General features: G+C 45.9%; 14 protein-coding genes. 10 read left to right on the forward strand and 4 right to left on the reverse strand.

The window, feature by feature from the left end; translation table 11 throughout:
• Nucleotides 1–9: 9 nt before the first annotated feature.
• The 5 genes from lpxD (at nt 10) to RIG68_RS28805 (ending at nt 4456) form a co-directional block, all read left to right on the forward strand.
• Complete coding sequence (lpxD, locus tag RIG68_RS28785; protein WP_350072334.1) at nt 10–1068, forward strand: UDP-3-O-(3-hydroxymyristoyl)glucosamine N-acyltransferase; 1059 nt, start codon at nt 10–12, stop codon at nt 1066–1068.
• Nucleotides 1058–2452 (forward strand): bifunctional UDP-3-O-[3-hydroxymyristoyl] N-acetylglucosamine deacetylase/3-hydroxyacyl-ACP dehydratase, encoded by a 1395-nt coding sequence (locus RIG68_RS28790; protein WP_350072333.1) that lies wholly within the window; start codon nt 1058–1060, stop codon nt 2450–2452. Before lpxD ends, RIG68_RS28790 begins: the two co-directional genes overlap by 11 nt.
• Nucleotides 2449–3228 carry an acyl-ACP--UDP-N-acetylglucosamine O-acyltransferase gene (gene lpxA / locus RIG68_RS28795; RefSeq protein ID WP_350130491.1) on the forward strand — a complete coding sequence of 260 codons (780 nt, stop codon included), beginning with the start codon at nt 2449–2451 and terminating at the stop codon, nt 3226–3228. Before RIG68_RS28790 ends, lpxA begins: the two co-directional genes overlap by 4 nt.
• 1 nt (nt 3229) lies before the next feature.
• Nucleotides 3230–3847 (forward strand): ABC transporter ATP-binding protein, encoded by a 618-nt coding sequence (locus RIG68_RS28800; RefSeq protein WP_350130493.1) that lies wholly within the window; start codon nt 3230–3232, stop codon nt 3845–3847.
• A gap of 105 nt (nt 3848–3952) precedes the next feature.
• Nucleotides 3953–4456, forward strand: a complete 504-nt coding sequence (locus RIG68_RS28805) for a hypothetical protein (RefSeq protein WP_350130495.1) — start codon at nt 3953–3955, stop codon at nt 4454–4456.
• Nucleotides 4457–4506: 50 nt separating this feature from the next.
• On the opposite strand, the gene RIG68_RS28810 is transcribed toward RIG68_RS28805, so the two are convergent.
• A complete protein-coding gene (locus tag RIG68_RS28810; RefSeq protein ID WP_350130497.1) occupies nt 4507–6906 on the reverse strand; it encodes an endonuclease MutS2 in 2400 nt (799 codons plus the stop codon).
• The gene (locus RIG68_RS28815; RefSeq protein WP_350072329.1) at nt 6903–7280 is read right to left on the reverse strand and encodes a DUF4296 domain-containing protein; all 378 of its coding nucleotides are present in this window, start codon (nt 7278–7280) and stop codon (nt 6903–6905) included. The genes RIG68_RS28810 and RIG68_RS28815 overlap by 4 nt, the downstream gene beginning before the upstream one ends.
• A gap of 51 nt (nt 7281–7331) precedes the next feature.
• Between RIG68_RS28815 and RIG68_RS28820 the strand changes: the two genes are divergently transcribed.
• The 3 genes from RIG68_RS28820 to RIG68_RS28830 are packed head-to-tail and all read left to right on the forward strand — an operon-like array spanning nt 7332 to nt 10150.
• A complete protein-coding gene (locus RIG68_RS28820; protein WP_151998723.1) occupies nt 7332–8210 on the forward strand; it encodes a DUF58 domain-containing protein in 879 nt (292 codons plus the stop codon).
• A 16-nt stretch (nt 8211–8226) separates the two neighbouring features.
• The gene (locus RIG68_RS28825) at nt 8227–9096 is read left to right on the forward strand and encodes a 6TM ABC transporter family protein (RefSeq protein WP_350130499.1); all 870 of its coding nucleotides are present in this window, start codon (nt 8227–8229) and stop codon (nt 9094–9096) included.
• On the forward strand, nt 9089–10150 hold the full coding sequence (locus RIG68_RS28830) for a vWA domain-containing protein (RefSeq protein WP_350130501.1): 1062 nt from the start codon (nt 9089–9091) through the stop codon (nt 10148–10150). Before RIG68_RS28825 ends, RIG68_RS28830 begins: the two co-directional genes overlap by 8 nt.
• 25 nt (nt 10151–10175) lie before the next feature.
• On the opposite strand, the gene RIG68_RS28835 is transcribed toward RIG68_RS28830, so the two are convergent.
• Complete coding sequence (locus tag RIG68_RS28835; protein ID WP_350130503.1) at nt 10176–11240, reverse strand: hypothetical protein; 1065 nt, start codon at nt 11238–11240, stop codon at nt 10176–10178.
• A 155-nt stretch (nt 11241–11395) separates the two neighbouring features.
• On the opposite strand from RIG68_RS28835, the gene RIG68_RS28840 reads away from it, so the two are divergent.
• Entirely contained in the window at nt 11396–11947 is a 552-nt protein-coding gene (locus tag RIG68_RS28840; RefSeq protein WP_151998726.1) for an RNA polymerase sigma factor, read from the forward strand.
• Between the two features lie 12 nt (nt 11948–11959).
• Complete coding sequence (locus RIG68_RS28845) at nt 11960–12337, forward strand: HMG-box domain-containing protein (protein WP_350072325.1); 378 nt, start codon at nt 11960–11962, stop codon at nt 12335–12337.
• A gap of 17 nt (nt 12338–12354) precedes the next feature.
• On the opposite strand, the gene RIG68_RS28850 is transcribed toward RIG68_RS28845, so the two are convergent.
• Nucleotides 12355–12969, reverse strand: a complete 615-nt coding sequence (locus RIG68_RS28850) for a DUF6992 family protein (RefSeq protein WP_350130505.1) — start codon at nt 12967–12969, stop codon at nt 12355–12357.
• Between the last annotated feature and the right edge of the window lie 130 nt (nt 12970–13099).

Consider the following 13099-nt stretch of genomic DNA (forward strand, 5'->3'; position numbering starts at 1 on the left):
CCATTTCGCATGGAATTTACCCTGGCACAAATCGCTCACATTCTTAATGGCGAGCTAAAAGGCAACGGTCAAGTAAAAGTAAACAGAGTAGGCAAAATTGAAGAGGGTGGCGAAGGGGCAATTACCTTTTTGTCTAATCCTAAATATGAGCCTTTCATCTACAAGACCACAGCATCGGCTGTGATCGTGAGCAAAGGCTTTAAACCAAAGGGCGAAATTTCGGCCGGTCTAATCCTTGTCGACGATCCATACTTAAGTTTTACAGCACTGCTGGAAGAGTACCATAAGTTGGTCAGCTTTCAAAAATCGGGGGTTGAGCAACCATCCTTTTTTGCTGACACAGCCGCCGAGGGAAAAAACACCTACAGAGGAGCCTTCTCTTATGTCGGAAAAAATGTCAGGCTTGGTGATAATGTGAAAGTTTATCCAAATACCTACCTAGGAGACGATGTCACCATTGGCAACAACACCATTATATATGCAGGCGTAAAAATCTACTCCAGAACAAAAATTGGGAATTACTGCACCATCCATTCAGGTGCTGTGATTGGTAGCGACGGGTTTGGATTTGCTCCTCAGGCCGATGGTAGCTACAAAACAATTCCGCAAGTGGGGAATGTGGTGCTGGAAGACCACGTAAGCATTGGTGCCAACACCACCATTGACTGCGCCACATTTGATTCAACAATTATAAGAGAAGGCGTGAAGCTCGATAACCTTGTTCAAATCGGGCATAATGTGGAAATAGGGAAGCACACCGTGATAGCTTCTCAAACTGGCATTTCCGGGTCTTCAAAGGTTGGCGAATACAGCATGATTGGCGGGCAGGTGGGGCTTGCAGGGCATATTCAACTTGGGGCCAGGACTAAAATAGCCGCACAATCGGGCATCAACAAGTCTATCAAGGAAGAAGGAAAGATCCTTTTTGGGAGCCCGGCATTTGATCATTTGCAGTACATGAAGTCCGCTATGCTTTTCAAAAGACTTCCTGAACTAAACCAGAAGATCAGAGAACTTGAAGAAAAAATTATAAATTTGACGTCGCTAAAGACAGACGATGAACATTAGGCAGCAAACCGTAAAAGAGAAAGTAACCGTTTCAGGCGTAGGCTTACATACAGGCGTTCATACCACAATGACCTTTGTGCCAGCCCCACCCAACCACGGGATAAAGTTTCAAAGGGTAGACCTTGAAGACCAGCCAACTATTGATGCCGATGCTGACCTGGTGGTGGATGTATCCCGTGGCACTACATTGGAACAAAACGGCGCCAGGGTGAGTACAACCGAGCATGCTTTAGCTGCTTTGGTAGGCCTGGAAATAGACAACGTGTTGATCCAGCTTGACGGCCCCGAAGTGCCGATTATGGACGGAAGTGCGTTGCTGTTTGTAGAGGCCATAGAAAGAGTGGGGCTTGAAGAGCAAAATGCTCAAAGGAACTTCTTCGAAGTGCCCGAAAGTATCTTCTACAGAGATAAAACCAACGAAATAGAAATTGCTGCCCTTCCGCTCGACGACTACAGGGTAACCGTGATGGTTGACTACAACTCGCCTGTTCTGGGAAGTCAGCATGCTACGTTGACCAATGTAGCAGAGTTTGCCACCGAAATAGCATCATGCCGTACGTTCTGCTTTTTGCATGAGTTAGAAATGCTGCATAAAAACAACCTGATTAAAGGTGGTGACCTAAGCAATGCGATTGTGGTAGTAGACAGGGTTGTGGAAGAACACGAACTCGATAGCCTTGCGAAACTATTAGGAAAGCCTAAAGTGCAGGTGAAAAAAGAAGGCATCCTCAACAACGTTGACCTGCGATATAAAAACGAACCTGCCAGACACAAGCTATTGGATGTGATGGGAGATCTTGCGCTTGTTGGTCGCCCAATTAAAGCTCAGATTTTGGCTGCCAGACCTGGTCATGCCGCCAATGTAGCTTTTGCCAAGAAGCTCAAAAAAGTAATGCAGAGCTCCACCAACGATGGTGTACCTTACTATGACCCGAAAATACCTCCGGTATTAGACATCAATAAGATTACTAACATCCTTCCGCATCGGTATCCATTCCTTTTGATCGATAAAATATTTCATCTGGACGAGAAGTGGGTAGCAGGCGTAAAGAATGTAACCTATAACGAGCCCTTCTTCCAGGGTCATTTTCCTGGCAATCCGGTAATGCCCGGAGTGCTTCAGGTAGAGGCAATGGCACAAATAGGTGGTATATTGGTACTGAACACCGTGCCAGACCCCGAAAACTACTGGACTTACTTTCTGGGGATCGAAGGCTTCAGATTCAGAAAAATGGTGCTTCCTGGTGACACCCTGGTAATTCGTTGCGAACTTTTGGCACCTATCAAAAGAGGGATTGCCAAAATGAGAGGCGAAGCCTATGTTGGCTCCAACCTGGTTTGTGAAGGTGCAATGACCGCCAGCATAGTTAGAAAAGACGTATGATCCACCCGCTAGCATATGTTCATCCTGAAGCCAAGGTAGGGCCCAATGTAACCATTGAGCCCTTCGCTGTGATCCATCACAATGTGGAGATTGGCGAGGGCACCTGGATTGGCTCACATGCGGTAATTTACGAGGGGGCCCGGATTGGCAAAAACGTAAAGATATTCAACGGTGCCTCTATTTCTACAGTTCCTCAGGATCTTAAATTCAAAGGCGAATCAACGGAGACCTTTATAGGTGACGGCACGTCCATAAGAGAATTTGTCACTATTAGCCGGGGCACTTCCGACAAGCTAAAGACTGTGGTGGGCAGCGACTGCCTGATAATGGCCTATGCCCACGTGGCCCACGATTGCACTATCGGCAATAACTGTATTCTTGGCAATTCAGTGCAAATAGCCGGGCATGTGGTGATTGATGACTGGGCCATTATTAGTGGAACTACGGCCGTTCACCAGTTTTCCAGAATCGGCTCTCACGTGATGGTATCAGGAGGTTCTCTGGTCAGAAAGGACATCCCCCCATTTACTACGGCAGGCAGAGAGCCTTTAAGTTTTTGCGGCATTAACTCTGTAGGTCTTCGCAGAAGAGGGTTCAGTAACGAAAAAATCAACGAAATACAGGACATCTATCGCTATATCTATTTCAGAGGCCTCAATCACTCAAAGGCAATCGAGCTAATCCTGGCAGAAACTCCTCACTCTGACGAAAGAGATCAGATCGTTGATTTTATCAAGTCGTCAGAAAGAGGGATAATGAAGGGTTTTGCTGTCTGACATGGAGATAGTGCTTGAAAATGCCGGCAAACGCTATTTGCGTGAGTGGATTTTCAAGAATTTGAACTATACACTCAAAAAAGGCTCCTCATACGCCATTACAGGAAGAAATGGAAGCGGGAAATCCACGTTGGCAGCCGTGTTGAGCGGGCAGTTAATTCCCTCTGAAGGGACAGTAAAACACTATATTGACGGAAAAGCAATCGATGAACACCTGGTTTACAGGTGCACGTCACTGGCAGCACCTTACCTGGAGCTCATTGAGGAATTCACGCTAACCGAAATGGTCAACTTCCATTTCAGCCTTAAAAGATTGGAAAGTGGCAAGTCGAAAGAGGACGTCCTACCCTTCGCCTGGCTGGAAGACTCGGCACAAAAACAAGTGAAGCATCTGTCGTCGGGTATGAAGCAGCGGTTCAAGCTTGCTCTCAGCTTTTTGAGTGCCACGCCACTTCTTATCCTGGATGAGCCTACAAGTAATTTGGACACCAATGGAATAAATTGGTATTTAGAACGTTTGAATTCTGTGCTACAGGATCGGTTGGTGGTGATCTGTTCCAACCAGTCCTATGAATATGAAATGTGTAGAAACACCATTTCAATTGAAGAATTCAAGTGAAACATTGGATTATTCCTATTTTAATTTTTTAAACCGTAATTAGGTATAATTTTCAATTTCTGCTATTTTTGAAAAAGGTTAATTTTTAGTTATAACTAAATCCACATGAACAAACTATCTAATCTATTCACAGCAACAACAATTTTCGCATTGATTATTTTTATCAGTTGCGGAGGCGGGGATGATCCCGGAACAACAGAGCCGGATCCCGTAGCCGAGCGGCTCGAACTGCTCCTCAATGGAGGAACGGAATGGGCAGTGGCGGCCGGAGCGGTAAAACAGGATGGTGTAGCAGCCACAGAGTGGGATGGCTTCGGTTTGAAGTTTACCGGCTCTGGCAGTAGTGGAAGCTACACAGCTACTGGTAGACCAGAAGCCTCAGAAGTACCCAATGTTGACGTAGTATGGCCAGCAAGCGGTACCTGGTCATTTGGTGACGGCGCAACAGCCGGAGAGAAAGACATTAGCAAAATCGTAAGAAGCGATGGCGTTACGATGGCTGCTTCGGTAACATCTACCAAGCTTAGTCTGACATTCACTATCGAAGACACTGGTGCGGGCCGTATGCAAGGTGTAGCCGGTACTTGGGTGTTTGAATTCCCTAACTAATATCGATCTCAGATACGACTAGTACAAAGGCCCAGAACGGGCCTTTTTTTTTACTGTCTGAAGCTGATAACAGTCACCCCACTACCACCTCTCTCCACATGTTCGTCGGCCATCCGCTCAATGAACTTATTGCCACTCAGGTAGCGTCTGATCACCTCTCTGAGAATGCCGTCGCCCTTGCCATGTACTATTCTCACCTCGTGCATACTGAAGAGTACTGAGCTATCTATAAAATCGTCCACCAATTGAATGGCCTCATCAGCCCTTTTGCCTCTAAGATCCAGATTGGGAGAAAAGTCGGCCCTCCTCTGGTTCATGTCGATCCCTTTGAAAACACCACCGACGCTCTCTCGCTTGAAACTCTTTTTTCCCTGTAAGGACGATTTTACTTTTTCAAGACGGTTAAGTGCAATATGAGATTTTAGCTCTCCCATGAGTACTTCCGCTTTTTTCCCCCGAATCGACACCACTTCACCTGCGGACTCCTGCCCTGCCATCCTGACCTTGTCGCCCACTTTTATCTCACCAGCCACAGTTTTCCAAACAGGCTTCTTTTCCTCTACTTCCTCAGTGAGCGAAACCTGTATTTCTGTGAGCTTTTGACGCACCTCTTTCGTCTTTTCCTTTTCGGCTTTATTCTCTTTTATCTCTCTAATGGTGTTTTCTACAGCCTTATTGGCATCCAGCACAATACGCTTGGCCTCTTGCTTGGCCTCCTTTAAAATCTTGCTCTTTTCTGCATCCAAATGAGCTTTCAAATCCTGGTAGTCCTTCAGCACCTTTTCAAGCTCGGTATTCTTCCTGTTAACACTCTCGTATCTGGTTTGAAAGTCGTTCTTGGCAGCTTCCAACTCGTTGATGAGCGTTTCAAATTTTACCTGCGAGTGTCCAACGAGGCTTTTCGCTCTTTCGATCACTGCATTTGACAACCCAATATTTGCAGCCATCTCCAATGCGAACGAGCTCCCGGGTCGGCCTACCTCCAGTTCATACAAAGGCCTTAACTGGTTTACATCGTATCTCATGGCCCCGTTGATGATCCCGGCATTCTTCTCGGCCATGCTCTTCAGGTTGCCATAGTGGGTTGTAATGACTCCGAATGACTGCTTCTTATATAATTGCTCCAGCACGCCTTCGGCGATCGCTCCACCAAACTGCGGCTCGGTGCCAGCACCAAACTCATCGATCAGAAACAAGGTCTTCCCCCCTGCATTTTCCAGAAAGAAGCGCATAGAAGTGAGGTGAGAACTGTAGGTGCTTAGGTCATTTTCCAGCGACTGCTCGTCGCCCATGTCGATGAAGATCTTATTAAAGACGCCCATGACGGAGTTGTCTCTCACGGGCACCAAAAGGCCACACTGTAGCATGTATTGCAGCAGAACGACTGTTTTCAGGCAGACAGACTTACCACCGGCATTTGGCCCCGAAATGATAAGAATTCGCTGTTCTGCGTTGAGCTCGATGTCCAGAGGAACTATTGGTTTTTGAGCCTTTTTGTGCAGAAGATAAAGAAGGGGATGCACTGCTTTGTGCCAAATAATGACCGGCTTTTCGTCTATGATAGGCAGCAAGCCATTAATTTCAATGGCAAACAAAGCCTTTGCTCGTATAAAGTCAACCACACCAAGAAAGTGGTAAGCTTTTTCCAGCGCAGGAGTGTGAGGCCTAAGTTGGTTCGTAAGGTTCCTGAGAATCTTGATAATTTCCCTTCTTTCCTCCATCTCCAACTCCCTGATACGGTTGTTGATCTCCAGGGCTTCAGCAGGCTCCATAAACACAGTTTGTCCGGTTGCAGACTCGTCATGAATAAAGCCCTTTAGTTTCCGCTTGTGCTCTGCCAACACCGGTATAACCAGGCGCCCGCCCCTCACAGCTATGGAACCGTCTTCAGGTGACCACCCCTGTTTTTGTGCGTCTTTGCTTATGTGATCCATTACCCTCCGCAGCGAGGAATGTTCACTGACCATAGAAGCCCTTATTTGCATAAGCTCTTTGGAGGCATTGGCTCTCAGCTTACCTGTTTCATCAATTATCGCCTCAAGCCATTTGATGATGTCGGCAGGGAGGTCGACCATACCCGACAAACCATAAAGTGTTGGGCACTCTTCGGCATGCTTTGTCAACACTGACCGAAGCTGTATGATGGTGCTAAGTGATCTTTTAAGGTCGTAGGCTTCTTCTTCCTCAAGGTAAGTACCGCTTACCCTCATTTTGGCCAGCTGTTCCGCCGGATCAATGTAGTTGGCGTCGGGCAGTCTATTGCCTGCCGCAAATAACCGTCTAAGCTCTTCAGTTTGAATCAAAAGCTTTTTCAGGTACTTCAAGTCGTCTGAAGGCTTCATCTTCTCCACATGCCTTGTGCCGAGGCTGCTGAGGCACTTGGCCACAACCATTTCACGAATTTTGTCGAAGCCCGTTTTGGCCTCGAAGGTATCAGGAAACACCCTCATAGCGACTCTCCTGATTCTTCAGGCTCCTTACGAGGGCCCATATTCCGCCTCACTGAGAGGCTATCTACCACTGCTGCATAAATTTTGTCGAGCATTTCCACATGCTCAAGATAATATTCAAAACTATGGGTGTAAACCGAATCCGACACGTTGTGTTTGTCAAACAAAAGTTGTTGCTGCTGCTTGTAAAGAGCCGTTGAGGAGTCGTAGGTTAGCTTTAGTGAGGCTACCTCAGTTTCCAGCTGATGTATATCAGTAAGAATACTGATCATTCGTTGGGGTTCAACGATACCCACAGGAATTTCTTCTTTGTTGCTACACCCAAAGAGAGATATAAAGAAAAGGCCACCAAGGCTCCAAAAAACATTTTTCACCGACAAAATTTAGCTAAATAAATTCTAACTTTAAACCCCAAACCAAGAGTGATGAAGGATTTCCTCAAGAAGCTGCGAAGATATGAGATTGAGATCAGGAAGGCAATCACCTCACAAATGCAGGGAGATTTTCATTCGATCTTTAAAGGCTCCGGCCTGGAGTTTGACGACGTGCGTCAATACCAGTACGGAGATGATATCAGAACCATAGACTGGAATGTGACTGCCAAAGGGCACGGCACCTTTGTGAAAACATTCAAGGAGGAAAAGGAGCAGACGGTCTTCTTCATTCTCGACGTAAGTGCCTCTCAGGAAATTGGCGCCGACGGGCAGCAAAAGATAGATATTGGGAAAGAGCTGTGCGGGCTTTTGGCTCTTTCAGCCATTAAGGAGGGCAGCCAGGTTGGTGTGCTGTGCTATTCTGACCAAAAGGAAAAATATATCAAGCCAGCTAAGGGGCTAAGACATGCCTATCAAATTATAGATAGCTTGTTTAACCTGAAGCCATCGTCAACAGGTACCAATCTAAACCTGGGCATAAGAAGCGCCATGAATATGATTCATCGCAAAAGCGTGATCATTATGATCTCCGATTTTGTGGATGATGATTATCAACAGGGCATTAAGGCTTTAGCAAAAAAACACGACCTTGTGGTGATTCACTTGAGCGACAGAAGAGAAACGCATTTCCCAAGGCTAGGCATAGTGCCATTGTACGACAAGGAGAGTAAAAAAACGATTTGGGTGAACACTTCCGCCCCTGCCTTTCGTAAAAAAGTGGAAACCATCTATCAGGGAAACCAGTATGATCTTGAGAAGTTGTGCAAGAAAAATCAGGCCAACTACCTTTCTATAAGTACCGAAGAAGAATACGTGCCAAAATTGATCCGTTTGTTTAGAGTAAGAAATAAAGTCAGGAAAAGTGGGTAAAACAACGGTTTGTTTGATGGCTGCATGGCTGCTCAGCTGGGGCGCACTGTATAGCCAGTCGGTGAATGTTAAGGGATATTTTCTGGAAGACAGCGTGAAGCTGGGTAGCCCTGCCAGCTATGTGCTTGTAGCGGAGTATCCAGGTAGTATCAAAGTGCTATTTCCCGACTCTACTCATCGTTTTGCTCCGTTCGAATTCAACAAACAAACGTTTTTTCCTTCCCGACTAAAAGATGGCTCCGTAGTGGACAGTGTCATTTATGAGCTTTCCACTTTTGAGCTTGAGCCCTTCCAAAGCCTTCAGCTCCCTGTGTTTCGGCTGAGAGAAAAAGACAGTCTGAAGGTGATGTCTAATATTGATTCACTGTTTATTGAAGGCCTACTCGACGAGATTCCGCAGGATGCCAAATTAAAAGAAACAGTGGGATATAGCCCGCTGGATTTCGCTTTCAACTATCCCTACCTTGTTATTGGCGGTATTATCTTTCTGATCATTGTTATCACGCTTTTCCTGGTCTTCGGCAAAACTGTGAGAAAAAAGATCACACTGTACAGAATGCGGAAGAAATACGAGAAGTTTTCCACTAGCTTTACTGAGCAGCTAAGAACGATAAGGAGCAATAACGATATCCATGAAGCCGAGTCAGCGTTTATTTCCTGGAAGAGCTACCTGGAGGCGCTCGAAAAGGTGCCCTACACTAAGCTGACGACCAAGGAAATTTTAAAGGGCGAAGAGAATGAAAAGCTTCGAACAGCCTTGAAAAATATCGACAAGAATATTTACGGGCGAGTAGGCGACAATGAGCTCTTCAAACAGTTTGAAACATTGGAAGATATTTGCCTGGACAAATACAACAAGAAGGTAGAGGAGGTGAAACATGGATGAGGCAGCTATAAAAATGGCAGAGGAAACTCCGTGGTTCTTTCTTAAATGGTTTGCACCATCAACATTTGAGAATTTTGACTGGGCTTTTCCGGTTGTGCTTTATCTGTTACCTGCCGTGCCCCTACTTTTCCTTTTGAAATGGCTGTTAACGTTCAAAAGGCAACAGAAGCTGGACATTGCGCTTACCAAAACCGACCTGAGATCAGATCCACTTAGCGTACTGAGGTTCTTACCCGGTTTGGTACTATTCTTTACGTTCCTACTGCTCATCGTCGCTTTGGCGAGGCCGCAGAAAACGAACGAAAAGGTAGAACAGTGGACGGAAGGTATCGACATTATGCTGGTGATCGACATTTCGGAGTCCATGCAAATTCAAGACTTTGAACCCAACAGGCTGGAGGCTGCCAAACAGGTGGCAAGGGATTTCATTACCGGTCGTTTTCAGGACAGAATCGGCCTTGTGGTGTTTTCCGGTGATGCTTTTTCTATGTCGCCGCTCACTACCGACTACGACTTACTCAATGCTAATATTAACACAGTAACTTTCGATTTGATTGAAAGCCGGGGAACTGCCATTGGCAGTGCTCTGGCAGTAGGCACCAATCGAATGCGTGAGTCCGATTCCAAATCGAAGGTGCTTATCTTATTGAGCGACGGTGATAATACGGCCGGCAATATTGACCCCATCACAGCCGCAGAGCTAGCGAGGGCGTATGACATTAAAATTTACACCATTGCCATTGGAAAAGAAGGCCGTGTGCCTTTTGGTACCGACTTCTTCGGCAGGACACGCTTTGTGGAAAACACCCTTGACGAAACCACATTGAGAGAAATTGCCCGAATTGGAGAAGGCAAGTTCTACAGAGCGATCGACAACGATGCATTGGAAAGAGTATTCCAGGAAATTAATGAGTTTGAAAAGGCAGAAATAAAAACGACCCAATTCAAGGACACGACCGATTTTTATACGGTGTACCTGAAATGGGCCATTGCATTTTTATTGCTTTGGCTGCTGCTCAAAAGCAGCTTTATGAGCAATATACTTAGAGACTAAGGCTCTCTCATCCACTGTATCAGTGTTATTGATCCTGGTCAATTCTATCCTTTTTTCCTCCTCCGAAGTTGGCATTGATAATTGGCAGCACCCTTAACCCTTTCGGGTTGTCCTTTACAATATTGATGATCCCTATTTGCATGCCTCGAAGGCGCTGTGTGGTGTTTATGATGCCGATACTCAAGCCATTTTGAGTGCCTTGCACGGCATTTACCGCACTGATGGAAATTCCATTCAATGAACTATCCGATCCACTTTCTACCTTCAGGAAAATGGGGGCAACCGTAATGCCCGACACCTGCTGACCGCCGATGGCAAGTGCTACGTTGATACCTCTGATTTTTTTAGAGCCCATGCCGATCCCGGCAAAATTAATACCGGTAAGCGACTCACCAGCTCCAATCCCAACAGCCGCCAAATTGATCCCGGTCATCTTCTGACCCGCCCCCATGCCTATTCCGGCTACATTAAGACCAATGGCATTTTCGGATGCTCCTAAGCCCACTAGCGCAAGGTTGATACCCTTCAGGCTCTCACCAGCGCCCACACCAATGCCACCGAAGTTAAACCCAATGGCATTGCCAGACGTGCCCATACCTACCCCACCAATATTAATACCTTTGATATCGCCACCGGCACCAACCCCAACCAAACCTAAGTTAAAACCCGTGACGTCACCGCCGGCACCTACTCCGACGCCACCGATATTTATTCCCGATAAGTTATTACCAGCCCCAACACCAATGCCCGCAATATTGATACCCGACACATTTCTCCTGGCCCCAACACCAAATATTCCCAGGCTTATCCCGCTCCTGTTTTCTGATCCAAGCGCCATTGGAATACCCACTGAGATGCCGTTAACATCGCCGGTGTGAAGCTCGTCGTCCTTGGGTGCCCAGGCGGTAATATTGATCCCGTTTACCTTTTCCAGGTTGCTGTCTTTAAAATTGAACCGGATACCGGTGAAGCTTGGGAGGTTACCAAATCCGATACCGCCTTTTTTTGAGGGAATGCCAAAGCCCTGAGAAAAGGCACATTGTGCCGAAAGAAGCAGCACAACCACTGCTGAAATCGTAGTCTTTTTCATAGTCCGTTTTTGAGTTTTTATTGAATGGAAGATGTCCACCAGTTGGGTTAGGTTGCACGAGCACAATAGATTTCTCAAGTTTTTTTAGAACCTTTAAAGTAAAATCAAATCTGCGTTCGTCTACTTATTTGATGAACGAACCTGTTTCACTCACGATGACCGAAAGAAGATCTCAAAACATTGCTGAAGCATTAAAGCAATACGGGAAACGTCTGTTTGGCTTTATCAGATCGAGGGTGCGAACACTGGAGGAGGCTGAAGACATCACACAGGAGGTGTGGTACCAGTTCAGCAACCTGGTTGATGTGGAGTCGATAGAGCAGGTAAATGCGTGGCTATTCCGGGTAGCCAGAAACAAGATTACCGACAACTACCGAAAGAAAAAGGTTGATCTTCTGGACGATCAGACCTTCGAAGATGACGGCGACGGTGATTACATGCTGAGAGACCTTTTGCCATCGGAGGAAGATGTGCCCGAGCTTGAAAACCTGAAAGAAATATTCAGGAAGGAACTGTTTGCAGCGCTCGAAGAGCTTCCTGTCAATCAACAGCAAGTCTTTATCTGGAACGAAATAGAAGATATGACTTTCCAGGAAATGTCGGACTTAACGGGAGAGAATATAAAAACTCTGATATCAAGGAAACGATACGCAGTGCAGCACCTAAGAAAAAAGCTGCTGCCGCTTTACAATGAATTAATGAATTAAAATAACATAGTTATGTATACTGAAAATAAGTTCAACCGTGGTAAACATTGGGCGAAGAAGATAGGCTTATTTGTTCTGCTTGCACCTCTTTTCGTGTTCGTCTTTGGCTTCGTAGTCATGACGCTGTGGAATTATACCCTTCCAGCCCTGTTCGGAATAAGTACCATTACATTCTGGCAAGCGATTGCCATTACCATCCTTTCAAAAATCCTCTTTGGCGGGTTTCATGGTGGCAAGGGGCACAAACAAAGTCACAATAGAAGTGACTATTGGAAACACCGCTGGAAAAATATGTCAGAGGAAGAAAGAGAACGGTATAAAAACCGCTGGAAGAATTGGTGCGACACAAGGTGGGATGATGAGCGGAAGGATACTGAAGAGCAAAGCTAAGGTAAGAGTTCCCATGATTACCTTAGCGGAATAATCATCCCAATTCCTTCGGGCCCGAGGTTTACATTTTGTAAAATTCGGGCCCAATCTTTTTGAGCACCATGATGGGCGAAGTACATACTCAGATCAAAAACGAATAGAAAGCCACCTTGTAATAGTACACCCTTGCCAAAGCCGTTCAGTCTATCAGCCTGTGTCAATGCATTTTTTGATCTCTCTAACAGGTAAAAGCCGCCAGCCAAGTATGCTACATCCAGGGCAGTATTGACTAGAAATATTTTCTCAATTGAATGCTGCTCGCTATAAGCGGCTTGCCAATCAGCAGCACCGGCATTTCCTCTCATACTTTGCCACAAAGAAGCGCCAGCAAGACCAAGGTTAACGACATTCCAAATTGAATTCATTTGATAGAAGTACCTTTGGGAGCCTTTGGCTTTGCCCTGCAATATCGGGTTGACAGCAAGATTACCGAGCGCCCAACCACCGAGTATATACATACCAGTGGTGGTGATTTTAACTCTGTTGTTATCCATCACCTGCCATGAAGCAGCTACTTCCAGTGCACCGCTTGGCTGCTGGCCAATAACCGTGTGAAATGAAAAAAGGAGCAGACAGCAAGCAAATAGTTTCATCTGTATAAAATTTAATTTTTAGCGGCCAGATGGAATAGCCCAAACCCTTTGAGAATGAAAGTCACTTATCTAAATGCCTTCATTCATTTCGCTGGGTATGGCTCTCCTTATGGCTATTTCATCTGTATAA

It is taken from the genome of Imperialibacter sp. (genome assembly GCF_040222385.1).
GTDB lineage: Bacteria > Bacteroidota > Bacteroidia > Cytophagales > Cyclobacteriaceae > Imperialibacter.

Excerpts from the sequence above, each read along its gene's own strand:
- lpxD (WP_350072334.1), top strand. The coding sequence starts at position 10 with ATGGAATTTACCCTGGCACAAATCGCTCACATTCTTAATGGCGAGCTA.
- RIG68_RS28790 (WP_350072333.1), top strand. The coding sequence starts at position 1,058 with ATGAACATTAGGCAGCAAACCGTAAAAGAGAAAGTAACCGTTTCAGGC.
- lpxA (WP_350130491.1), top strand. The coding sequence starts at position 2,449 with ATGATCCACCCGCTAGCATATGTTCATCCTGAAGCCAAGGTAGGGCCC.
- RIG68_RS28800 (WP_350130493.1), top strand. The coding sequence starts at position 3,230 with ATGGAGATAGTGCTTGAAAATGCCGGCAAACGCTATTTGCGTGAGTGG.
- RIG68_RS28805 (WP_350130495.1), top strand. The coding sequence starts at position 3,953 with ATGAACAAACTATCTAATCTATTCACAGCAACAACAATTTTCGCATTG.
- RIG68_RS28810 (WP_350130497.1), bottom strand. The coding sequence starts at position 6,906 with ATGAGGGTGTTTCCTGATACCTTCGAGGCCAAAACGGGCTTCGACAAA.
- RIG68_RS28820 (WP_151998723.1), top strand. The coding sequence starts at position 7,332 with ATGAAGGATTTCCTCAAGAAGCTGCGAAGATATGAGATTGAGATCAGG.
- RIG68_RS28825 (WP_350130499.1), top strand. The coding sequence starts at position 8,227 with ATGGCTGCATGGCTGCTCAGCTGGGGCGCACTGTATAGCCAGTCGGTG.
- RIG68_RS28830 (WP_350130501.1), top strand. The coding sequence starts at position 9,089 with ATGGATGAGGCAGCTATAAAAATGGCAGAGGAAACTCCGTGGTTCTTT.
- RIG68_RS28835 (WP_350130503.1), bottom strand. The coding sequence starts at position 11,240 with ATGAAAAAGACTACGATTTCAGCAGTGGTTGTGCTGCTTCTTTCGGCA.
- RIG68_RS28840 (WP_151998726.1), top strand. The coding sequence starts at position 11,396 with ATGACCGAAAGAAGATCTCAAAACATTGCTGAAGCATTAAAGCAATAC.
- RIG68_RS28845 (WP_350072325.1), top strand. The coding sequence starts at position 11,960 with ATGTATACTGAAAATAAGTTCAACCGTGGTAAACATTGGGCGAAGAAG.
- RIG68_RS28850 (WP_350130505.1), bottom strand. The coding sequence starts at position 12,969 with ATGAAACTATTTGCTTGCTGTCTGCTCCTTTTTTCATTTCACACGGTT.